This window comes from Buttiauxella sp. WJP83 (assembly GCF_027594725.1).
GTDB lineage: Bacteria > Pseudomonadota > Gammaproteobacteria > Enterobacterales > Enterobacteriaceae > Buttiauxella > Buttiauxella selenatireducens.
Genome location: NZ_CP110080.1, coordinates 1,032,724 through 1,055,401, shown reverse-complemented (window position 1 = coordinate 1,055,401; position 22,678 = coordinate 1,032,724). Strand labels below are relative to the sequence as shown.

Below are 22,678 nucleotides of genomic sequence, written 5' to 3'. Positions count from 1 at the left end.
CCCTTTTATTAAAGTGCTGGTAACGTATCCCCAGTGAGTTGCTGCCGCTCAATCCCGAGCATATTCAATAAATTATCTACGGCCCCTGCGTAACGTACCGCTGCATCCCAGGCGTCATACCGGGCGGTAATTGACGAGCTATCCGCCTGGAATACATCTTGTTCGACGCTCAATAAATCATTCAGGCTGCGTTTGCTTAACCGGTACTCATCGCCATACACCTCACGCGCTCGACCCGCTGCCGCAAACTGCATTTCCCCCGCCTGCTGGCGCTGTTGTGCGCCGGTCAAATCTGCCCACGCCGTCGCTGCCTTTTGGTTCACATCGAGCTTGCTGGCTTCCACTTCGGCCTGAGCATTTCTGCGTTCCCCCTCAGCCGCATCCACTCGGGCGCTCACGGCTCCCCCCTGGTAAACCGGTGCATCAACGACGAGCTGCACCTGGTCATCCCAGTAATCTCCATGGTCGTTCTCATAACGTGTGCGCCCGGCCTGCACAGAGAATGTCGGGTAGTGCTGCGCCTGGGCCTGGCGGATTTTTTGCTCTGCCGCCAACTGTTTCGCCTGTGCGCTGCGCACTGCGCTGTTTTGTTCATACGGAAGGGATTGCAGAGAAATCTTTTGTCGCAAAAGATCTTCTGGTAAGTCGGGAAGGTTGTCGGACACCACGCCGGTTAGCACGCTGAGTGCCGCCTGAGCCGAGCGCGTTTGCGCACGATATTGCTCAAGCGAGGCGTTCATGCCAGCAATCCGGCTTTGCGCTTGCAGAACATCCGACTGCGAACTTAACCCCGCGTTCGCACGCAGGTTCGCCATCTCCAGCACGCTATTGAGTGAATGCACATTGCGCTCAGCGGCTGCTGACAACGCCTGATAACGTTTAACTTGCAGGTAGGTTTGTAGCGTTTGTTGCCCCACGCTGTTGAGCGTGTCGTAAAGCTGGAAGCGGTAAGCATCCGACAAATTCTCTTGTTCGTCGACGCTGCCGCCCGTTCTGCCAAAGTCCCACAGCAGCTGTTTAAGATTCACCCCTGCCGAGGCATTGCTGTTTAATGACCCGGCAGAATCCGTGGTATGTGAGCGGCCAAAGCCACCCTGTAATGCAATTTGCGGAAACCAGGCGCTTTGCGCTTCATCGAGATTCGCTTTGCCGACGCTGATTTGTGCCGCCGCCTGTGCGATTTTAGGATTGCGGGCAAACGCCCGCAAAATCGCCTCTTTAATGGTTAATTGGGCCTGTAATTGCTCGCTCGGTGCGGCCTGCCAGTTATATTGCTCGGCGGCCATGAGCGGCACACTTGCCAGGCAACTGGCGATAATCGCCAGTGCTGGCCCCATCTGCCTTTTAGCGTTTCGCCCCATAATCTTGCCTCATTAAACCAGATTCACATGCAACCCCTGCTGAATCAGCACATCACCCAGCGTGTTGCTGCTGAGCTGTGAGCTGTTGTGATAAACGTCGTATTCCACACCGTTGATTTCCCGCTGCCCGGCGACTTCCCATACATCGCCTGTGCCATGAACCAAATTCACCTGGTCACCTTTCGCCCCTTTAATCAGCAGGTCGTCCTCCGGTTTATCGGTGATATTTAGCGCTTCGTTGAGGTTAAGGGTTATCGAGTTGGTGCCGGAAAGCCCCAAATCGAAGATTTCGATATGCTGGATTTTGCTGCCTTCCGCCACCAGGTCGAGGGTCATGTTGACGCCATCCAGCACCAGCGTATCGGTGCCTGCACCACCATCAATCTGCACAAAACCAAGCGTTGAAAGATGAACGATGTCATTACCGGTGCTGCCATGCAGCGTGTCGCCGCTAACGGTGGTGCCGTCAGCGAGATCAATGCTCAAACCGCCGATGGTATAAGCCGCCGCATCGCCGCTTGTGTCAGCGAGATGTTCAGTGGGTTCCGTCGTGTTACTGCTGGTTGTAGAAGTGGAATGAGTGGTACTGGTTTCATCACCGGTAGTGTTGGATTCCGACATTGAAGCCGTCATCATCATTGGTGCCACAGGTGGTGTGGTGGAGATAATGTCACCACCCAGCCCGCCGTTGAGCATAGTTTGAACACTTTGCCCTTCAGCTGAGGTTCCTGTGCTGTCGGCAATCACCTGCCCGCCCACGGCTTGAGTTTCGTTGTAGCTCAGCGCGCCGACACCAACCAGTGTATCAAGTGCGGAAAGAGGTAAAACAAGCGTACTAACCTGGAAGCTATAATCAGGGCTAACACCAAGATTCGATGCGCGATCGGTCAGCATGACTCTAATGGTGTTGGTGCCATCAGCCAACGCCAGCAGCACGTTAGGTGGAAGATGGACGGTCCAGTTACCGTTGCTATCCACAACGCCTTTGACTGTGGTCTTACCGTTTATCAGCACAGACACGAATTGCCCGCTGCCTATTATTCCTGAGTTTCCGGTCAGAGCCTGACCTGCCTGCGCCTCAGCAAGATTTAGAGAACCATCAACAAACAATGGCGTTGTTAACACCGCGTGCGGTTGTTGATGAATCAAGATATCCATCGATCCACTTGCAGTGCCGACGTTGCCGTAAGCGTCTGAAGCAGTGACGATCACGCTACACAGCCCGTCAGACAGTATTTTCATGTCATTTGGCGACACTGTGGCACTCCAGTGCCCAGAGGCATCAACCTCACCTGTTGCCGTAACTGTATCTGGCGAGCTACCAATCACCACCGTGACAACTGCCCCCAAAGGCAGGTTATGTGCGGTTCCTGTTATCAGCCCGCCACCTAAAGCCTCGAATGCGTTAACCGCGCCATCGCCAAAAAGAGTGTCGAACGCCAGAGTCGGCAACCCGGTGGTTTTGACATCAATCGAAACAGAGCCCTTAAAGCTGTTTCCCGCCACATCCGTGGCCGTTAGATCAAGCGTGTTTACCCCTTGATTCAGGGTTTTTAAGTCGCCAGATGGCAGCATCATCGACCAGTGGCCACTGCCATCAGCCAGCGTCTGAATTGTTTTGCCATTAATCACCAGCGACACCTTCGCCCCTGCGTCACTCTGGCCACTCAATATCTGGGCAACTTGTGATTCACTAAAATTGAGTTTGCCATCCTGCAAGAAATCGCTGTCGACAGTGAGTATTGGCGGCGTGGTGTCCAGCGTTAATAAATGGCTGGCCGACCCCGTATTTCCCGCCGCATCATTAACCGAAGCCTGGATAGTGACATTGCCATCCTGCACGCCATTGAGCACATTTGCGTCGGCCTGGACACTCCAGGTTCCATCGCTGTGCACATTGCCGGTGAAAGATTTGCCGTTAATAGTCACCGTGACCTGGTGTATGAAATTTGCATCCAGTGGCGAGATCTTACCGGTGATAGTCAGTGCCGCACCGGCTTCCGCTGCGTTAACGATATTGTCAGCCGTGACCGCATCAAAGGTGATAACCGGCGCAGTGGTATCAACCACAAATGTGTGAGACACGTTAGCGGTTTGACCGCCAAGCGTTGCCTGAGCCTGCACATCAAACGGGCCATCTTTCAGGCCTGCTAAATCTTCCGCAGGGATTTGAGTGCTCCATTTGCCCTCTCCATCTGCGGTGACGGGGTAAGTTTTACCATTGAATGTGACGATAACGCCTGCGCCCAAGAGCGTGGTGACGCCGCTGATGGTAATCGGCTGCTGAATTTCAGTGGCGTTCAGAACATCGTCGGTGGAGATAATCGCAATCGCAATAGCAGGTTGCGTGGTATTCACCGTGAAACTTTCGCTAACGGCAGTAATAACATAGCCGGGAACCGTCACAGAAATGGTATATGACCCATCCGTTAAGGCTAATTGCGCAGGCGTGAGATCTAAATGCCAGACACCACCCGTTTCCACCAAAGCGTTAAATGTCGTTCCTGCAAAATTGATAACGACGGTCGTCCCAACCGGAATGTTTTGAGTTGTGCCACTGAGTATCTGGTTGATTTGCATTTCTGCGCCATCCAGCACGTTGTCACCAGCAAAATTATTGATGGTGATAACAGAGGATGTAAGCGAGAAGTCTTTACTGGCTGCGGTGGTATTTCCTGCTGGATCGGTAATCACCGCGCTAACGTTGTTACTCCCCTCTTTGCCGGCTAAATCTGCCACAGGAATATTGACCTGCCAGTTCCCATTCTGATCGACAGTTGTCTCATACGTTTTGCCGTTGAAGGTAACAGTGACTTTATCGCCCACTTCTTTCGCGTCTGAAGTCCCGCGAACAATCTGATCCTGACCACTATTAACCATCAATCCATCAATGATGCCGTTATTACCAATGTCACTGATCAGCAACGCAGGAGGGACGGTATCCACCGTAACATCGACACTTTGTTCGGCTGTATTTCCATTGGCATCCACGACGGTGACGGTCATCTGGGCAACACCATCCGGCACCGCTTGCAGCGCACTGGCGGGTATAGTGACCTGCCAATTGCCGTTTTCATCCACCGTCGCGGTGTAAGACTGGCCATTAAATTCCAGCACAACAGCCTGACCTGGCCCAGTAATCCCGGTTTTACCGGTAATAGTTTGGTTCTGCCCTTGCTCTGCAAGGTTTAAAAAACCGTCGCCAAATGGGGTATCAATAGTCGGCGCGGGTACGGTGAGATCCACCGTGAAATCTTGACTCTGCGTCAGGGTCACACCGTTTACATCAACCATCGTGACGGTCATGGTATGCGTACCCACGGCAAGCTGCTGCAAGGTACTGGTTGGAATACTAATACTCCAGGAACCGTCGCTGTTAACGGTACCGGTCCAGGTCTGGCCGTCTATTGTGATACTGATTGTGCGACCCGCATTAAATGCCTGCGTGCTGCCGCTAACCGTCTGGCTCTCAAGAGTTTCTACCGCACTAACAACGTTGTCGCCCGCAAAAGGATTAAGCGTTAGCGTGGAAACCTTCGGTTGCGCGGCGGGATCACTTCCGCCATTGCTGTTACCGTTGTTATTATTGTCACCTCCGCCGCCGCCTCCACCGCCTCCACCACCTGCGGCAAGAGCGATCCCACCCGCAGCTAACAGCCCTGCGCCAATCCACAACAAGGCATTGTTATTGCCATCTTCGCCTGCTGCAGCCACAACAGGACTCTCAGCATAAGTCGGCACGACAGTTTGAGCGGTTGCAGGACCCGCCTCATTAGCCGATGGGAATATTGCGTGATGGCTTCCAGCAAGATCATCAAAATACAATTCACTGTGGTGCCCGTTAGCATCAAGAGTAAAAAAATGCTGGTAACGAACGGTACTGCCATCTTTCATATGGACAATCAGGTCATCGCCCTGACGCTCATAATAATTGACGTTCTCCGGAGAGGCCTGCACCCGCACAATACTGGGTTTAGTGAGATTCACGACACGGTCGCTCCCACCAGAGAATTGACTGATCTGCTCACCGTTATCGAATCCAGTAATACGGACGGAACCGGGAAGGTTATTTTGCGTCGCCATTGCTCTTTTCCTCGCACAGAATCGCTGTTTTAGTTTGTTATGCGTTTAATAAAAGTGTGAAGTACCTCAATTCTTCCCAGGTAATAAATTACCCAGAAAAAACGCTGTGTATAAAAATGTGAACCAGGACAATAAAACCAAATAACTCATTGTTTTAATTTAATTTTCAAACAACATGAATATCGAAGAAAAATTACGTAATAAAAAATATATAAACAACATTTTGCTTTTCAGCAATGGAGAACAAAAAATAAGAATAAGTTGACAAGGTGGGTATTGGTTTTACACGAGACAGGTATAATAAACGGCGTAGGCGAACATTTAGCGTTGCGCAACTGACATCATCAAAATATAAAAGATGACGCCTAAAAATTATAAATTGATGGGTCGTTTAAAACTCCCTAAATTAAATTTTTCATTTATAGTCACGCAAGCAAAAACCTTTATTTAAACGTGGCTATCAAGAACACCACAAACATAACCCTATAATGAATACGGGTTATGCTTGTGGCAACCGGTTGTTTTATGTACACCCCATCAACAAATCAATCCTTCGTGCCGCCCTACCTTGCGCACTCATACAAAAGCATCAAAGATATGGACTGGCGCGTCAGCATCAGGTTCTGTTATACTTCATTCAACACTTGTGGGGCTGATTCTGGATTCGACGGGATTCGCGAAACCCAAGGTGCATGCCGAGGGGCGGTTTGCCTCGTAAAAAGCCGCAAAAAAATAGTCGCAAACGACGAAAACTACGCACTAGCAGCTTAATACCCTGCTTAGAGCCTTCTCTCCCTAGCTTCCGCTCTTAAGACGGGGATCAAGAGAAGTCAAACCCAAAAGAGATCGTGTGTAAACCTTGCCTGGGGTTGAAGCACTAAAACTAATCAGGATAGTTTGTTAGTGGCGTGTCTATCCGCAGCTAACCGGCGAATGTAAAGATACGACTAAGCATGTAGTACCGACGGCGTAGTAATTTCGGACGGGGGTTCAACTCCCCCCAGCTCCACCAAAATTCTCCGTCAGTGGTTACCAGAGCCACATGATGAAGTCGAAAGCCCGCATAGCGAAAGTTATGCGGGCTTTTTTGTGTTTGGGATTTGTCCGGTAAATTTCACTGCATTCGCCTTTTCAGCAAAAGTGCGACAGAAAACACCATTAAAATCAGAACGCTGTCTATAAAAACATAATCCGAGTCACTGCTGTGGCGCCCGGTTGGAAAGGTACTGCACAAGTTCCTGGCTGTCGGCAAAACATGTGAATGACATGTTTTTTGTCCAGTAACGTTGGATAGTGCCAAACACGTCCACGCCCACCTCATCGCCAGTTTCAAGCTTGTACATACCGTTGCCTTCCGCCTGGATAACACGTATGCCTGATGTATTTTTGCCATAAGCAATTTCTGACGGACTCACAAAGAAGAATGTCTGCAATTTGTAATTCACGCTGGAACCTTCATAGGACTGAGTGCCGTCTTCAAGGCAGCTCCGGGTATCACGGCTTTTGGCTGAATATTCATAAATGTTGATGCCTTGTGGACGGGGTGGTGCAACCGGTTGTACTGGCTCAGCAGGTGCAACAGGTTGGATGGGTGCAACGGGTGCTCTGTCCTGCGCGATCTGCGCTTGGTATTTGTTTTCTAACACCCTGGCAGCCCGGTTAGCCTGTTTGAGCGAGCCGTAACAGGAGAATGTGCGTCCGCCTTCCGTGATGTCAGTGATCACCGCGTCGCTGGACAGGGTGATGGTATTGTCATTAATCAGCCGATAAACGCCATGGCCTAACATCTCTTTCAGCCCCATCGCGTTATTGTTGTCAATGCGCAGGCTGTGATCGTTAGCGAATTGCACGCGACGGATTGTGGACAGATCAGGGTCACTGATGTCATCTGACACGCAGTACCGTGTACTCTGGCTTTTGATTGAATAACCGCTGATGGTTAATGGTGCGATCTCTTGAGGGGCTGGAGACGGCTGCGCAGGCGGGCTTTGCGTATTCGTGACTGGCTGCGGTTCAGGGGCCACGATGTCAGATTTACTGTTCTGGCTCCAGAAATACAATCCAGCCAAAACGGCACAGACCACCATTATCTTGTTGAAACTGGCTTCATTCCAACGCGCGGAAGCAGACTGCTTCGGCGGCTCAACGGCAGAAGAGCTTTTCAGTTGCGCATCCGCTGCGGCCTTTCGATCGCGTGCTTCGGCCTGGCGTCTGGCCTCAAACTCGCGGGCCTGGCGCTGGAAGGCTTCATCTGCTTCGCGCTGCTGTTCCCTGGCTTTTTTCTCGGCCTGCTGGCGGAAGTACTCCTCATCGCGGCGCTTCTTTTCTTCCGCTTCATACTGCGCATTCTTTTTCTCCGCGGCCTCACGCGCACGTCGCTCAGCCTCCGCCTGCTGTCGGGCGGACTGTGCATCGTGGCGATACCGTTCGTTTTCTGCGGAGTTCCCGGATGAAGGTCCCCCTTTCCCGTACACGTCTTCCATGGTCAGGCCATAGTTCGCCATGTAGCGGCGGGCGCGGCTGAACGCGTTAGCGGATTCCCCATCGTTTGATGACTGTGCTGCAAGGGCCATCAGTTTGCGGATTTTTTCAATTTGTTTGGCTTTGTCGGTCATTAGACAATCTTCTAAAGACAGGCATCCATGCGCTGAATGAGTGAGGGCTGAAATATATCTTCTGAACTCTATGAGAATGTTGATATTCCGCAATTGCTACAAAGAAGTACTGGAATGAAACAAGGGAGAGGAAGGCTGAAATGAAAATATAATACAAAAGTGCCAACATTAACCGACAGATATAAACAGTATTCTAACAATATATTCAGTAACGGGATTTCAGATGAAATTAACCATAATGAAATAGAGGATATTTTGTTTCAGAATTATTAATAGATTTAATTTTAATAACTTACTTACTATTTAATCCTGATAAAACATAACGTTAACCCTTCAACAAAGAGTCCGCCAGCCTAATATTCCGTATCAGGTGTCTTCAGAGTCTTCCAACAGAATCATTAAAGCCCGCATAGTGAAAGTTATGCTGTTTTTTGTGTCTGAAATACGGGTATTCCCCCCGTTCGATTGCAACGCCTGTAAATCAAAAAATATCTTTGGAAAACAACTCGCATTTCGTTCATTAGCGGGTTGGTTAACATCTTCGATTTACGATATAGTCGCCTCGCTGCGGCAAAATCCGCAGCCGGGATTTGCACCCCGGATATCACAACGTCGATTTATAAATTCAGTTTATATGTCGAGGCTTGCGCACACCTTTTGCCTGTTACAATTCCACGTAATAACGCAATATATCAATGGTGGCTCAGGCGGGGCAGTCTTCGGACTGGCCGGCATCCGTTGTGACCGGTAGTGCAAACTCCGTCTGAGCTACCACCAATGAGATTTGCACCTCTTGTGGTAGCCATTCATCGCCTTGCAACGGAGAATGCGAAAATGACACTATCACACAGCCCTACCTTCCTGCCCTTTCAACAAGACTGGCACACTGCCGATATCATCGCGGCGCTGCATAAGAAAGGCACTTCACTGGCGGCAGAATCACGTGCTGCGGGTTTGAGTTCTTCGACGCTTGCCAATGCGCTCACGCGCCCATGGGCAAAAGGGGAAATGCTGATAAGTCTTGCGATTGGCGTACCCGCCGAAACCATCTGGCCAAGCCGCTATTTTGATGAAAAGACACGTAAACCCGTCGTGCGCCTGATGCGATCGCCTCGTCAGAAACGAGATTCAAGTTTGTAAAACCAATATATTGCAGCGCCATCCAGTGCGGTGGCGCTTAATCCGTCAAAGATTACTGCTGTAAAATTCCCGAGTTTCCCAGCGTCCGCAAACCTGCCCGCCTTCCCCCAGGAATGAATAAACCGGTGCTCTGGCCATCAGCGTTTTGATGCTGCACTCTTGCCACAACAGACCCTGAAGCGCGAACCATGGCATGTCGTCAAGCCACCGGCGATGCTCCAGTGTCTCAACGCCTTCAACGATCACCAGATAATGGTTCGCATTAAAATAGCTCAGCAGGGATGACATCAGCTCCTGGCCATTCTTCTTCTCAAACAGGCTCCACAGCAAGCATTTGTCGGTCTTGATATAGCGGAACGGCTGAACCGACAAAGCGCTAAATCCCGCATACCCGGAGCCAAAATCATCTAACCAGAGCGAGTATTTTTCGCTTAATGCCAGTGATGTCGGGTTATGGCAGGTGAGCGTCCGGGAGAACTCGTTGATCTCAAAATGCAGGCAACCCGTTGCATTGACACACTCCGAGATCAACTCGTCATCGAGCGCCATTAGCGTCTGTTCGTCGATGTTTAGCGTCACCATCACGTTGTTGGCGCGAAACCAGGACTGGTATTGCGCCACCAGCGCGATTTGCTCCAGCAGAATATCCGTGCGTAATGTCAGCGGCGCATGACTGAAGAACTGTTCCACGTTAGCAGAATGGCCATGCTGCAACGGATTGAGCCGTGATAAGCACTCCACCGCAATGAGTTTCCCCTCGCGATCGAACATCGGCTGAAAGACATAGCGCATCCCGGTGGGTTTAGTTGTTATCAGTGTCATATTGCGACATTACCGCGCTGGTCTATTTAAAGGTGACATCAATATTCGCAGAGGCTTTAAACGTGCCCTCTTTCGGCGTGGTACTCAGCCATTTCAGGCTCGCCAGGAAATTAGTGCTGATAACGCTGCCGTTGATATAACCCAGTGTCTGCGGGGTATTCATCGGGATCCACGTCAGTGGGGCATCCGCTTTTGAAATCACAATCCCGAAACCGCTGTCACTGGTTGGTAAAATGGTGGTGGTATCCTGCGTCGGATAGGTGGAGCTAAAACTTGCCATCAGCGTTTTCCCCTGGCAATCCTGGCCAGCACCGGTCAGGTTGGCCTCAACGGAGAACGGCATCTGTTTTTCGATTTTCCCCACCACCGCATTACGCGCCGGGATCTTGCCGAAGTTCACGGTGCTCCCATTGTTAGCCACAACGGTTATCTGTGGATTACAGGAGATAAAACGGATGTTGCCAAGCCCAGTAATATAAGAACGGAAGTTACTGTCCGGGCGCGAGTTCAGACCGCCCACACCATCAACCTGGAACAACGCATACTGATTGTTATCGGTTATCTGGCCGCTTTGCGGCGGCGCGTTACCTGTTGCTTTGATATAAACCGAATATTCAACTTTCACCGTCTGGGACTGTGCCGGGCTACGGCAACCGCCATTTCCGTTAGGGCGGCAGGTGGTGCCAGGCCCGACCAGGGTGTTTTGTTGCGCGACCGGATTGTAGTCAACGCTTTTAAAGGTGACGCCCACTTGCAGAGAATTGTGGATGCTCTGCACCATTTTGGTCGGGTCCCACCACAGATAAGCATTTTCCCCTTTTGGGAAACCATCCGTATCTTCGCACTTAAAAGTGGAGGAGAAAGTCTGTGAACGCCAAAGCAACTGGCCTGGCTGCAGATTGGCCGTCGACACGTTGATCGGCTGATCCAAAGCGATAATCTGTTTCGCACTGCCGGTAAAAGCATCCTTACACGACAGCGCAAAACTGTTTGTTGAAAACACAGCCGTCAGCAGGGAGAAAAGGATCAATCCGGCCCGGGGCAGTTTATTGAAAAAGCACATTGTCAGGTTCCTTTATTTTGTGCTGCAGGTCAGAGTCACTTCCTGATAACCACCCGGTTTATCAGTATCAATTGGCGGCAACTGCGGCACGGTCATCATGCAAGCATCGTCTGCGCTGTCGCCCCATTTCATTGTCAGTTTTTCACCACTTTCAACGCCTGAAACGTAGGCTTTACCCTGCGTTCCTACCACGCCAATGCTGGTGCCCTGGCTGTTGAAAATGTTGGCGCCAATCATTGGCATCTCACCGGTATTCAACTTGCTGTGAATCAGCAGGCTCTGGCCGAGATGTGTTTCAAACACCACTTTGCCAATCGCGCGGTTCGTTGGGACGATATCTTTCGCCGCCAGCGGAATATCCAGGCCGTTGCCGATGTCGGAAGTGCGCAGCGATACGCGGTTATGGCGATACGGCATCGCGGAGGTTTGTACCGCGTAGCCGAAGGTGTCGATGGCCGCGCCTGGCTGGTTCTCAAGGCGAACGCCCTGTGCCCCTTTGGCTTCAACCAACACAAAGGTATTTTGCAGCGGCTGCGACAGCGTGATGCCGCCGGAGTGCGCCACGATGCCACCGGACACGTTAAGCGAGGTCTGCTGATAGTTGGAGTTGTAGCTGTGGCCTACCTCGATGTTGCCGTAACTGCCCTGATAACCGAGGTTCGCAAGACTGGTACTTCCGCCATTCTCGGTATGACCGGTTTGCAGGAAGTAGTTCATACGGTTGTCATCGAGCAACGTTCCGCTCAGGCCGGTGCTGAAACCGTCGCCACTCTGTTTGCTGTGGGTTGCGTTAAAGCTTACGGTCATATCGCGGTTAGCATCGAAGACGCTGAACGGAATCGACAGGTTGAAGTTGATGCTGTTGTCGGTATAGCCGTAGTTACTGCGGCTGTTCTGGTAGAACATGCCGTAGTTGACGCGCTTCCACGAGGAGCTGATCCCGGTCTGGACGGTGCGGTCGTAGGCTGAAGTGCCCCAGTAATTCTGGCGCGACAATACTGCGTAAAGCGAGGCACCAGCGATATGCTGGTTAACCGATATCTGCACGCGCTGGCGTTTGTTGTTGTAGCGCAGCGTGTCGTAGTATTTGCGTTCGTTCGTTGCCCAGTCCGGTACGCCGTTCTGGTTGTTGTCCTGATCGTAATACTGTGTGTGGTATAAGCCGTTATCCCAACTGGCCCGCTCATTGATTGCGTCTGAGAAGTCATAATAGCCAGAGGTAGAATAACGATACCCGGCGAGCTGGAACTCGGTTCCCAGGGTATTCAGAGATTTGGAATACAGGAAGCGGAAGCTGGCGCCGCGTTTGTTTTCGCCAGTAGCCAGATCGGTGTCGGACCAGGCCGCATCCACAGACGCCGCGCCCCATTCGCCAAAGTTGGTGCCGACCCCAACAACCCCAGAACGATAATTTTCAGCCAACAGCAGGCCGCCGTACGGCGTCAGATCGTATTGTGTACCGTGAGAAACCGTCGCCTGGACGAATTTTGGTTGATAACTGGTTGAGCCATCATGATATTTACCGGCGGTTACCTGATATTCCCACATCCCTTCGCGCAGCATATTCGGTACGGAAGAGTAAGGAATGCTGAAACTATGGCGCGAGCCGTCAGCTTCGATAACCGTCACATCAAGGTCACCGCTGAGGTTGCTCGGATAGATATCGTTAAGGGCAAACGGCCCCGGCGACACCATCGTACTGTAGACGGTATAACCGTTCTGGCGAACTTCCACACGGGCGTTGGTGTTAGCCACGCCGCGCACTACGGGCGCATAACCGCGCAGACTGTCTGGCAGCATCTCAGGAATGCTCGAGATCTGCATCCCGCGGAACTGGAAACTGTCGAAAACGTTATTGTTGGTGTTGCTCTGCCCCATCTGGACTCGGCTGCGCCATGGAATAATATCGGTTTCCACCCAGGAAGAGACCGGCGTCCATTCCTCTTTTTCACCCGGTTGTTTCGACAGCGTAGAGTTATTACGAAAACGCAGCGGGCCAAGGTTGACGCCGTTGTTCAGCGACAAGAAATAGTAATCGCCCTGACGGGTGTTGTTGTTGTCTGAAAAACGGTTGTGATCGCCGCTGAACGAGTAGTTCACGTAGGCCGCGTTGATGCCGTTCTCGTACACGCGGGGTGAAATCATGCCCTGCGGGAGCGGTTCCATGTGGGTCTGCGGAACGGAAATATCCAGTTCCTGTAGTGCGGCATTCCAGCTCATCGAGCTGCCCGGAATGGCTTTTACGATGTCATAACAGGAACTGCTTCCCGCCGTATCTGCAACCAGAATCCCGTATTCGCGGTATTCATCAGCGGACAGGCAAAACGTCCCTTGGGTATTGGGCTGTAATTTCTTAAATTCAATTTCACGGTGATCGACACGCTTTTTATTCACGTAAATATCGAACGGATAACGCCCGGGTAAAATATCATCGCCATTAGCAAGATCTTTAACCAGCGTGACGTTATCCTCACCATGAATAAACGACGTGTTGAATTGCTCATCAGCATAAGATAACGGCGCGACTAACAATGGCATTGCTGATACACATAAAGCGCATCGAATGTGATAAGCCAGACGCCGTGGTAACAGGTCCATTTGTTTATTGCGAGCCATGCTGTTCATTCCTAAGCTGAATTATTGAATGCGTGTATCTTTTATTTCTGTGTGACCGCCGTAATCATTGATGAAAGTAAATGACAGGCTATTGGCCGCAGACGCGCCGGCAGGTAGCGCAATACGCAGAGAAGCCATCGGCTTCACCATATCGGCTTCGGTTTTCCAGGTTTTTCCGCCACTGCCTTTGAGGGTCAGCACCCCAAAAGTGACGTGCAATGGCCCGTTGTTGGTGACCACAAGGTCATTGCCCTGTTTGCGCCAGGTGAGCGCTTCAGCTTCTTTCTGAAGCGTTGTTTTCACCGTGGTTGGGCGATAAAAGAGTTTCACGCGAGTCCGCACCGCAATTTGCAGTACGTTTTCTTGTTCGGCCGAAGGCGGTATTTCCTGAACGTTAATCCAGTAAACGGATTCGCGATCGGTAGGCAGGCCGTTGCCGGAGTAAATAAAGCGCAAAATAGCGTCTTTATTTCCTGCCAGTTTCAAAATTGGCGGGATAACCTGCATGGGTAAATTAGCTGGCGTTTTGCTGGCATCGCCGTTATCAAGCCAGGTCTGCACCATCCAGGTTTCATCGGTGTCATTGTGAATAGATAAGGCGGCAGACTTTTGGTTGCCGTTATAAATAACCCGAGTCTCTCCGACCTGAATTCCCGCAGAGGCCTGTAAAGATATAAGAAGTAATAATGATGCCAGTCGCTTTTTCATTTACTCAATCCAATTAATCACGCAGACCATCCGTGGTCCAGATCCCACATTCCGTGGCTTATTTGTATTCGATGGTAAAAGTGGCATTCGCGTTTGCAGGACCAGCTTGTACGGTATCGAAAGATTTGTAGCGCGCTTTCAGGTTGAAAGTGGCAGTACCATCAGCCGCGATAGTGACCCACGGGCTTTTATCATCAGCGGACTGGTTAACAGGAATGATTTGCTCGTTGTTATCAAGAACTTCGATACCAACACCATCAGCCAGTTTTAAATCTTTAGTCGGGTTAACAGACAGCAGGTTTGAGTGACCGGCAACAGTCTGGCCATCAAAACGCAGGGAGTAATCGCCAGCTTCACATTTTTCAAGCGAAATGGTGAATGCTTTAGAAGCCGTTACGTCACCGACTTGGGTAAATGCAGTTGTTGGGTATTTACCAATGAAAACTTGTTTATCCTGGTCGCCAGAAACGACGTTACAGGTGGATTTCACGATCTCACCGGTGAATTCAACCTTGCCATTTACTGCATAGGCATTCATTGCTGTTGCTGACAGGATTAGTGCAGCGGCAGGCAGTAAAATCTTCTTCATTGTGACTCCATGTACTGATTAGAAAATAACTATTAGGAGGCAAATAAAAGCCTCTGGTTATTAATGGGACTGCTCGATCGACAACGTCCGGATGGACTGATTGGGCGAGGGAAATTTACACCATGAATTTACATAGATTGATTGTTTTCACGACTTAATAAACAGAAATTAATAGATTGTTACATTTGCTGGAGAGGTGAATTTGTGATCAGCCAGGGGCTATATTTTGGTGGGCGATGAGAAGCAAATTGGTTAGTTGTTGTTTTAATTAAGTAATTTTTTGGTTTCACAGTCTTACATTCTGTGTTTTTCGCTGACTGCAACACGAACAATCAACCATTACCGACAACTAAGACAGTTAATCTTAGGATTTGTTTTATTTTGGATTTTTATGCTACATTTAATGCCAACAGGATTATAAGCTTACCATGGTATTATTAACGCAAGGCCACTATTACTCTCTGGTAATAATTGATTATATTCCCAGTGGGAAATTAATGACTTTGCAGATACAACGATTGTTATTAAATAGCGCTGAGTGACGGCTCTTCTCTGGGTTCAGATAACAATCTTATTCCCCCCCATTAGCAAACTGTTAGCACTTTGATATTCGTATCAGAAGGATAATTACAAAATGGAAGACGCCTACGTCAAACAGGATATGTTTGAAATCATTGCGATTATGCGTGAGGCAGTAAAAAAGGGAAGTCGTGTTGATATCCATGACAAAAACATGGTTATAGCCAGTCGTATTCAGAAAATAGATTCCGCAGGCTTTTTTATCCCGTGGGAAGAAGAATTGGCGAAAAAGCGCAATGCTTTGAATTTTGTTATCCAGGATGACAACGGCAAATACGATTTTAAAACGGCAAAAGCAAAAGCCGTTATCGTTAATAACGTCAATTGTTTATACGTCTGTTTTCCCGTAAGCGTCAAAGTGACCCAGCGGCGAATGCATTCGCGTTTAACCCTGGCAAACAAACATAACTTCCAGTGCTACGGCAAGTTTAATGATGGGCGTAAATACCACTACAGAATTAAGGATATTTCCCACGGTGGTTGTGCACTGATTGTTGAAAATGATGAGCATATTAATTCACTTTGCGGCACGACATTACGCAATGTTGAATTTGATTTTAATGATATAGGCACTCTGGTTTCTAATCTTCACGTGATCAACGTAGAGCCAATAATAGAAACCGACGAGGATGAGAGCTATCGTGACGTCGTTCATCTCTCCTGCCAGTTCAAGCGAATGACGGAAAGTACGCTGCGAAAACTGGACAATATCATTGTTAAATTACTCCTTGAAGAGAAACGACTGCACCGATTATAAGGCGGCCGCTGGCTTTTCGTTTTTAAAGAGAAATAACACCGATGAAAAATATTATCGTCTGGAGCGCCATGGATTTCATGGGGGCGGGCCTGCATTCAGCCATTATCGAATCAGGACTGAAGCCTGTCTTTGTGAGCACGACGGCAGAGCTGGAGTTTGTGCTGGAGGCAGATCCCACCGTACCGCTGCTGATTAGCCTGCTGGACAGCAGTTATTCCCCCACAGAAAAAATCCTCTGGCTTAATCACCATGTGGAAGATGTGAAGGGAAAACAGATTGCGCTGCTGTTAAAACACCAGCACAAATCACTGGTACCGGAATTATTGCTTCACCATGTTCAGATGATTGCCGACAATGCCCGGCTGGCGCAGCTGCATTTAACGCTGCTTCAGATGGTGATGAACCCTGGCATTGTTAGCTCCATGGGAACCCGATCAACGGAGCGCGGTAAACTGACGCAAATGGAAAAAAGCATTCTACGGTTACTGCTTGATGGCTCAGATATTCGCCACGTGTCGCAGCAACTGGCCATCAACTACAAAACCGCGCAGTGTCATAAGATGAACGCTGTACGGAAACTGGGGTTTCGCAACAGCGCTCAGCTTTATCAAAACCTCAGCGGATTCCGTTCGTTTATATTCTGAGGCTGGGGGCAATTGATTAACGATTATGTCGGTGAACCCGGCAGACTAAAACCGCTGTTCGCTTGCAATCCCATATGGCAATACATGGCGCATGCCGCACTTAATATCGACATCGCAATGGCCGCGCCACTCCCTTCTCCGAGGCGTAAATCCAGATAGAGATACGGCTTTAGGTTAAGGTGCTCTAATGCGCGTTGCGCGCCTTTTTCTGCCGAGAAATGTGAAGGGATACAATAGCTTTTGACTTCAGGTGCAATCTGGCAAGCCGCGATGGCCGCCGCGTAGGAGAGAAAACCGTCCAGCACCACCGGAAGGCCACACGCCCCCGCCCCAAGAATGACCCCCGTCATCCCCACCAAATCGTACCCGCCCACTTTCGCCAACACATCCACCGCATCATTGCCGTCAGGCCGATTAATGTGGATAGCCTTTCTCACAATAGACTCTTTGTGCTGTAACTGATCGAGTGGGAGGTTGGCCCCGATCCCCACCACATCGTGAGGATCACAATCGCTAAAGACGCTGATCATCGCCGAAGCGGGTGTGGTATTGGCAATACCCAATTCACCGACGCCAAAAATAGACACGCCTTCATCCGCACGCTTCTTCACCAACTGTGCGCTGGCCAGCAGCAGTTGTTCAGCGTCCTGGCGCGACATGGCTGGCCCCCGGGCAATATTGCCGCAACCGCGTGCCAGCTTAAGGCTCACCATATCCGCGATGGGTTCACAATCAATGCCAATATCTACCGGCAAAACCGACGTCTGGCTGTTTTTTGCCAACACGCACACGCCGGTCAGCCCTTTCTGCATATTCAGCGCCTGAATATAGGTGACCTCTTTTGGTGTGACGGCCACACCTTCATCAAACACACCGTGATCGGCGCACATCACAATGATTTCTTTTTGCAGATTATCCAGATGGCTCAAACCCCGCATACCCGCCAGTTGAGTGGCCATCACTTCCAGGCGTCCAAGACTTTTTGCAGGCTTCGCTAAACTTTCAATATAGTCAGCCGCTTGCGCCATTTTTTGTTCATCAAGCGGCCTGATGCTTGCCACTAATTCCGTTAATGTTTGCACCGTTCTTATCCTCAATTGTTTAACGCGTCATTCAAACCCACAGCAATGCCAGCAGAAAAACCAGTTCACCCACCTCTTCCGAGGCACCCAATGTGTCGCCGGTTTGCCCCCCTAACTGACGGCGAATAAATGACGCGACGCCATAAACCACACAATAAGTCACCAGAGTGGCGATAAGCCCCCGCGATCCGGCGAGTAACACCACCAGCAGCGCCCCAATAATCAAGGTTGTGGCTGCCTGAAAGCCGCTAATCTGGCCGATATAAACATTGCCCATTCCTTCACCGGCACGGGCATAGCGCTGCCTGTACATCGCCAGCACCATGGCCGCCCTGGCGGCTACCGGCGCGCAAATCAGCAGAGCGAAGAGTTCTTTAACGGGATAATGCGAAAGCGAAACCACAACGAATGTTTTGATGAGAATACAGAAGACCAACGCCAGGCCACCGTGCGTTCCCAGGCGGCTGTCGCGCATAATTTCCAGCATGCGCTCGCGGCTACGGGCAGAAAAAAGTCCGTCGCAGGTGTCCGCCAGCCCATCCAGATGAAACCCACCGGTCAGAAAAGCGAGGGCCAAAACATAGGTCAGCGCGCCAATATAAATGCCGCCCCCGCTCTGGCTGACCAGCAGCGAAACCAACGCGGCAATCCCGCCGACAATACAGCCCACGATGGGAAAATACGGCACGCCCTTGCCATACTGGTTGAACTCAACGCCATCAGCCCACTTTTCGGGCACCGGAATGCGGGTAATAAATCGCATCGTCGCGACCAGCATGTTTAGCGACATTTGATTTTCACCCCAATTCCCGCCACCACCCACCACACCTCATCTGCCGCCTGCGCAAGCTTCTGATTTACCCTGCCGGATATATCCACAAAATGGCGCGCGAGGCGATTAGACGGTGTGATGCTCATGCCCAGCTCATTAGTCACAATGAAGATCGGGGCTGAAGACTGTTGGCATGCCGCTATGAGATCGTCAATCTGACGGTACAAGAATGCTTCCAGAGCAGTAAAATCCAGCGTTTCAGGGTCAGCGCCTTCGCTTTCTTCATAAAGCAGGTTTGAAAGCATTGTGGTGATGCACTCCAGCATCACGCCTTCACCAGGCTGTAAATGGTGGCGGATCACGTCGCCCACATCGCGGAATCCTTCCCAGGTACGCCAGTGTTCTGGCCGTTGCGCTTGATGCTTCGCTACTCGCAAGGCCATCTCGTCATCCGTGACCAGAGAGGTGGCAATGTATAAAACGTGGTCACAATGCTGAGCGGCCAGCCGTTCTGTATGGCCGCTTTTTCCGCTGCGTGCGCCCCCCGTGACCAGAATCATTCCGTTGCCTCCTGGTGTTCACGCATGACGTGATAAATTTTTTCTATATCAATGTTCTGCCGCATAGCGGCGGCCAGAAGATCAAACTGCTGTGCTTTGTAACTCGCGTAATCCACAGTATTTGTCAGCGCGGCTAATCCCTTCCTCGCCCGAAGACCATCGACGACCGCCCGCGTAAAGGCGTTGCTATCGAATAATCCATGCAGATAAGTACCAAAAACCAGCCCATCATCGCTGACTGCGCCGTCAGCCACCGACCCACCATTTTTTTGCAGCGACAACGCCGGACGACAACCCGATGTTAAACGCGTTTCCCCCATGTGGATTTCATAGCCGCGTACCGCAATCCCCGACGCCTGCGCCAGCCAACCGGGCAATGAGGCTGCGATTTCAGCCGTCACCTGGGTGGTGGTTTTGCTGCTGGCAAACTGGGTCACGGTGTTGAGCAACCCCAGCCCCGGTAATGTGCCAAGCCCGGACTCCACCTCGTCAATAATGGTTTCACCCAGCATCTGATAACCACCGCAAATCCCGATGATCGGCACACCGCATCGATGCAACTCCAGCACTTTCTGGGCCAGCCCGTGCTCCTGCATCCAGGTCAGATCGCCAAGGGTGTTTTTGCTGCCCGGCAAGATAACCAGATCCACACCGTCCAGATCTTCGGCATGGCGAACATATCGCACCCGCACATCCGGTTGCGCCGCCAGCGCATTGAAATCCGTAAAGTTGGAAATGTGCGGCAATTGCATCACGGCAATCTCGATATCGCGCTTTTCGGTGCGCGCGTATTTACCCCGCTGGAGCGCCACGCCGTCTTCATCTTCCAGATCAACATCCAGCCACGGCATCACCCCCAACACCGGGACCCCCGTTAATGACTCAATCTGTTCAATCCCGGGGAGAAGCAACGCCACGTCACCGCGGAATTTATTGATGATGACGCCTTTTACGCGCCAGCGTTCGTGCTCCTGCAACAGCGCCAGCGTGCCGTAAATGGAGGCGAAAACGCCGCCACGATCGATATCCGCCACCAGGATAACCGGGCATCCTGCCATTTCCGCCATCCCCATATTGACGATGTCGCGGTCGCGCAAATTGATCTCTGCCGGGCTACCCGCCCCCTCCAGCACCAGCACGTCATATTCTTGTGCAAGGCTGTTATACGCCGCCGCTACTTGTTCGCGCAGCCGCGGTTTGTATTCGTGGTAACTGACGGCATCCATGTTGCAGGCCACCAGCCCCATCAGCACCACCTGCGCTTTGCTATCACTGGTGGGCTTGAGCAATACCGGATTCATGCGTACATCCGGCACAACTCCCGCCGCTTCGGCCTGGAATATTTGCGCCCGCCCCATCTCTTTACCTTCCGGCGTGATGCCGGAATTCAGCGCCATGTTCTGCGATTTAAACGGTGCGGTTCGCCATCCATCCTGATGGAAAATACGGCAAAGCCCCGCGGCCAGAACACTTTTCCCGACATCAGATGCCGTTCCCTGTAGCATGATTGCCCGCTTCATGACGCCTCCTGAATGTATGTCGCCCGCATCCGGGCAAAAAAATCCGCCTCATTTTTACAAAGCGGCAATCCCAGCTCGAGGTGCAATTTGACCAGCCATGGCTGCGTTAACCCCGCTTGCTGAATACAGGCATGACGAGAAAAGACCGCTTCCGGCGTCCCTTCCGCTAAAACCTCACCGTGGTTGAGCACATACACCGCGTCGCTCACCTCGTAAATCAAATCGATGTCGTGGCTGGAGATCACCACATGGTTGCCCTGCGCGACGATGCGCCGAATGATTTCAATCATTTGCATACGCCCTGACGGGTCGAGCCCTGCCGTCGGCTCGTCCAGTAACAGATATTTCGCCTGGAGTACCAACGCGCCCGCAATGGCAACACGTTTCTTCTGCCCATGGCTCAGGCACTGAATCGGCTGATGACGGAAGGCGTGTGCATCGACCAGCGTCAACGCCTCCTCTACCCGCCGTGCAATCTCTGCTTCATCTACCCCGAGATTGCGCAGCGCGAACGCAATGTCGCTGTCGATATCGGTGTAGAAAATCTGCTGTTCCGGGTCCTGGAAAACGGTGGTGACCTGCTGACGCAGCGCCAGCAAACCGCGTTTGCTGTAATCCAGCGGTTTTCCCTGCCACAGCACCGCCCCTTTTTGCGGTTTCAGAATGCCGCTCAGGTTCATAAATAATGTCGATTTTCCGCAACCGTTCGCCCCCACTAACCCGGTGACCGAATGGCGTGAGAAATCCAGCGAAACACCTTTGAGTACCGGCTCGTCCTGGTAGCGAAACCAGAGAGATTCAGTGGCTAGCATGACGCTCCTTACAGGTGAAAATCACCCTGATAAAGTTTGATATCCAGCACCGTCACCATTTGCTGATAACGCATCATCACCCGGGTGAGCAGCAGTCCAACCAGCATCGCAAACGATCGATATCCCTGAGGCAGGCGGCGATAGCCAAAGCGCAACGTCTGAGCGCGATGGATAGCCAGCGCCTCCTCCAGCAAAATAAAAATAAAGCGCCAGGTCAGCAGGATTTGTTCGGTCATTAAACGCGGCACCCGCGCCCGTTGCAGTAGCTCAATCAACTGCGGAAAAGGCAGATTCAGTACCAACCAGAAGGTTGACGCCAGCGCTGCCAGGCTTCGCCAGAAGGTGGCATTGGCCATCAGCAAGCCGTCATGACTGATACCAACCCAGACGCTGCCCACCGGCACGCTCCACAGCAGCGCTCCAGGTTGGTGGCTGATACTGAATAGAATGGTGACAACCCCCACCAGCAAAAAACCAAAAGGCAGCGCCATCCAACGGCACCAACGCCTGAGCGAAATACGCAGTAACCAGCAGGTTAGCGCCGCCACCAGCGCCAGCAGGCAAGCCTGGCCGGCCGGTGGCAGGACAAACGCTAGCACCATCATCGTCAGCCACAGCCAGAACTTGCGGACAGGTGAAACGTGATACCAGCGGCTCTGATAGCTGATTCGGTCAAGCCCGGTCAGTTGCACGTTGTCTCCCTTTCCAGAAACCGAAAATGTAGAAAATCACCGCCGTGCCCAAAGAGCCCTGCAAGGTAAACAGTAAGCTTTCTATTTCGCCGCTTGCGGGTTCATACAGCGGCTGGAACCACGGTGTGTAATTCGGGGCGATGACTTGAATCTGGCTTTCCGCTTCACCGTCGGAACCGCCATACTCGCCATTGTGGTCAATGAAGAAGGGCAGTATCACCAGCGCAATGACCATCCCGAGTAAAATAATTGTCTTTTTCATC

General features: G+C 51.3%; 19 protein-coding genes and 1 other RNA gene. 5 read left to right on the top strand and 15 right to left on the bottom strand.

Annotated features, from left to right (window positions below):
- Window positions 1-8: 8 nt before the first annotated feature.
- Window positions 9-1,361 (bottom strand): TolC family outer membrane protein, encoded by a 1,353-nt coding sequence (locus OH773_RS04880; protein ID WP_270143544.1) that lies wholly within the window; start codon window positions 1,359-1,361, stop codon window positions 9-11.
- Between the two features lie 12 nt (window positions 1,362-1,373).
- A complete protein-coding gene (locus OH773_RS04875; protein ID WP_270143542.1) occupies window positions 1,374-5,444 on the bottom strand; it encodes an Ig-like domain-containing protein in 4,071 nt (1,356 codons plus the stop codon).
- A gap of 648 nt (window positions 5,445-6,092) precedes the next feature.
- On the opposite strand from OH773_RS04875, the gene ssrA reads away from it, so the two are divergent.
- Window positions 6,093-6,456, top strand: a transfer-messenger RNA (tmRNA) gene (ssrA, locus tag OH773_RS04870).
- A 184-nt stretch (window positions 6,457-6,640) separates the two neighbouring features.
- On the opposite strand, the gene OH773_RS04865 is transcribed toward ssrA, so the two are convergent.
- Window positions 6,641-8,059, bottom strand: coding sequence for a DUF2786 domain-containing protein (locus OH773_RS04865; protein WP_270143540.1), 1,419 nt, complete (start codon window positions 8,057-8,059; stop codon window positions 6,641-6,643).
- 695 nt (window positions 8,060-8,754) lie between these two features.
- Here OH773_RS04865 and OH773_RS22400 point away from each other — a divergent pair.
- Window positions 8,755-8,826: an ash family protein gene (locus tag OH773_RS22400; protein ID WP_120066499.1), complete on the top strand. Its 72-nt coding sequence runs from the start codon at window positions 8,755-8,757 to the stop codon at window positions 8,824-8,826.
- A 67-nt stretch (window positions 8,827-8,893) separates the two neighbouring features.
- Window positions 8,894-9,199 carry a helix-turn-helix domain-containing protein gene (locus tag OH773_RS04860; protein WP_270143538.1) on the top strand — a complete coding sequence of 102 codons (306 nt, stop codon included), beginning with the start codon at window positions 8,894-8,896 and terminating at the stop codon, window positions 9,197-9,199.
- Between the two features lie 45 nt (window positions 9,200-9,244).
- On the opposite strand, the gene OH773_RS04855 is transcribed toward OH773_RS04860, so the two are convergent.
- From OH773_RS04855 to OH773_RS04835, 5 genes are all read right to left on the bottom strand, one after another.
- Entirely contained in the window at window positions 9,245-10,021 is a 777-nt protein-coding gene (locus tag OH773_RS04855; RefSeq protein ID WP_270143536.1) for an EAL domain-containing protein, read from the bottom strand.
- 22 nt (window positions 10,022-10,043) lie between these two features.
- Window positions 10,044-11,084: a fimbrial protein gene (locus OH773_RS04850; protein WP_270143534.1), complete on the bottom strand. Its 1,041-nt coding sequence runs from the start codon at window positions 11,082-11,084 to the stop codon at window positions 10,044-10,046.
- A gap of 12 nt (window positions 11,085-11,096) precedes the next feature.
- Window positions 11,097-13,622 carry a fimbria/pilus outer membrane usher protein gene (locus tag OH773_RS04845; RefSeq protein ID WP_442865671.1) on the bottom strand — a complete coding sequence of 842 codons (2,526 nt, stop codon included), beginning with the start codon at window positions 13,620-13,622 and terminating at the stop codon, window positions 11,097-11,099.
- 99 nt (window positions 13,623-13,721) lie between these two features.
- Window positions 13,722-14,408 (bottom strand): fimbrial biogenesis chaperone, encoded by a 687-nt coding sequence (locus tag OH773_RS04840; RefSeq protein WP_270143527.1) that lies wholly within the window; start codon window positions 14,406-14,408, stop codon window positions 13,722-13,724.
- A gap of 58 nt (window positions 14,409-14,466) precedes the next feature.
- On the bottom strand, window positions 14,467-14,997 hold the full coding sequence (locus tag OH773_RS04835; protein WP_270143525.1) for a fimbrial protein: 531 nt from the start codon (window positions 14,995-14,997) through the stop codon (window positions 14,467-14,469).
- A 634-nt stretch (window positions 14,998-15,631) separates the two neighbouring features.
- On the opposite strand from OH773_RS04835, the gene OH773_RS04830 reads away from it, so the two are divergent.
- Both OH773_RS04830 and OH773_RS04825 read left to right on the top strand, forming a co-directional pair.
- Entirely contained in the window at window positions 15,632-16,333 is a 702-nt protein-coding gene (locus OH773_RS04830; RefSeq protein WP_270143523.1) for a flagellar brake protein, read from the top strand.
- A 41-nt stretch (window positions 16,334-16,374) separates the two neighbouring features.
- Window positions 16,375-16,977 carry a helix-turn-helix transcriptional regulator gene (locus tag OH773_RS04825; RefSeq protein WP_270143521.1) on the top strand — a complete coding sequence of 201 codons (603 nt, stop codon included), beginning with the start codon at window positions 16,375-16,377 and terminating at the stop codon, window positions 16,975-16,977.
- A gap of 23 nt (window positions 16,978-17,000) precedes the next feature.
- Here the strand turns inward: OH773_RS04825 and cobT are convergent, their stop codons facing one another.
- From cobT to OH773_RS04790, 7 genes are read right to left on the bottom strand one after another with little or no spacing between them, the layout of a single operon-like run.
- Window positions 17,001-18,059 (bottom strand): nicotinate-nucleotide--dimethylbenzimidazole phosphoribosyltransferase, encoded by a 1,059-nt coding sequence (cobT, locus tag OH773_RS04820; protein WP_270143519.1) that lies wholly within the window; start codon window positions 18,057-18,059, stop codon window positions 17,001-17,003.
- A gap of 31 nt (window positions 18,060-18,090) precedes the next feature.
- Window positions 18,091-18,849 carry an adenosylcobinamide-GDP ribazoletransferase gene (gene cobS, locus OH773_RS04815; protein WP_270143517.1) on the bottom strand — a complete coding sequence of 253 codons (759 nt, stop codon included), beginning with the start codon at window positions 18,847-18,849 and terminating at the stop codon, window positions 18,091-18,093.
- Window positions 18,840-19,391, bottom strand: a complete 552-nt coding sequence (cobU, locus tag OH773_RS04810) for a bifunctional adenosylcobinamide kinase/adenosylcobinamide-phosphate guanylyltransferase (protein ID WP_270143515.1) — start codon at window positions 19,389-19,391, stop codon at window positions 18,840-18,842. Before cobU ends, cobS begins: the two co-directional genes overlap by 10 nt.
- Window positions 19,388-20,911, bottom strand: a complete 1,524-nt coding sequence (locus OH773_RS04805; RefSeq protein ID WP_270143513.1) for a cobyric acid synthase — start codon at window positions 20,909-20,911, stop codon at window positions 19,388-19,390. Before OH773_RS04805 ends, cobU begins: the two co-directional genes overlap by 4 nt.
- Complete coding sequence (locus OH773_RS04800) at window positions 20,908-21,723, bottom strand: energy-coupling factor ABC transporter ATP-binding protein (RefSeq protein WP_270143511.1); 816 nt, start codon at window positions 21,721-21,723, stop codon at window positions 20,908-20,910. Before OH773_RS04800 ends, OH773_RS04805 begins: the two co-directional genes overlap by 4 nt.
- Window positions 21,724-21,731: 8 nt before the next feature.
- Window positions 21,732-22,409, bottom strand: a complete 678-nt coding sequence (locus OH773_RS04795) for an energy-coupling factor ABC transporter transmembrane protein (protein WP_270145682.1) — start codon at window positions 22,407-22,409, stop codon at window positions 21,732-21,734.
- The gene (locus tag OH773_RS04790) at window positions 22,396-22,677 is read right to left on the bottom strand and encodes an energy-coupling factor ABC transporter substrate-binding protein (protein ID WP_270143509.1); all 282 of its coding nucleotides are present in this window, start codon (window positions 22,675-22,677) and stop codon (window positions 22,396-22,398) included. Before OH773_RS04790 ends, OH773_RS04795 begins: the two co-directional genes overlap by 14 nt.
- Window position 22,678: the final 1 nt, after the last annotated feature.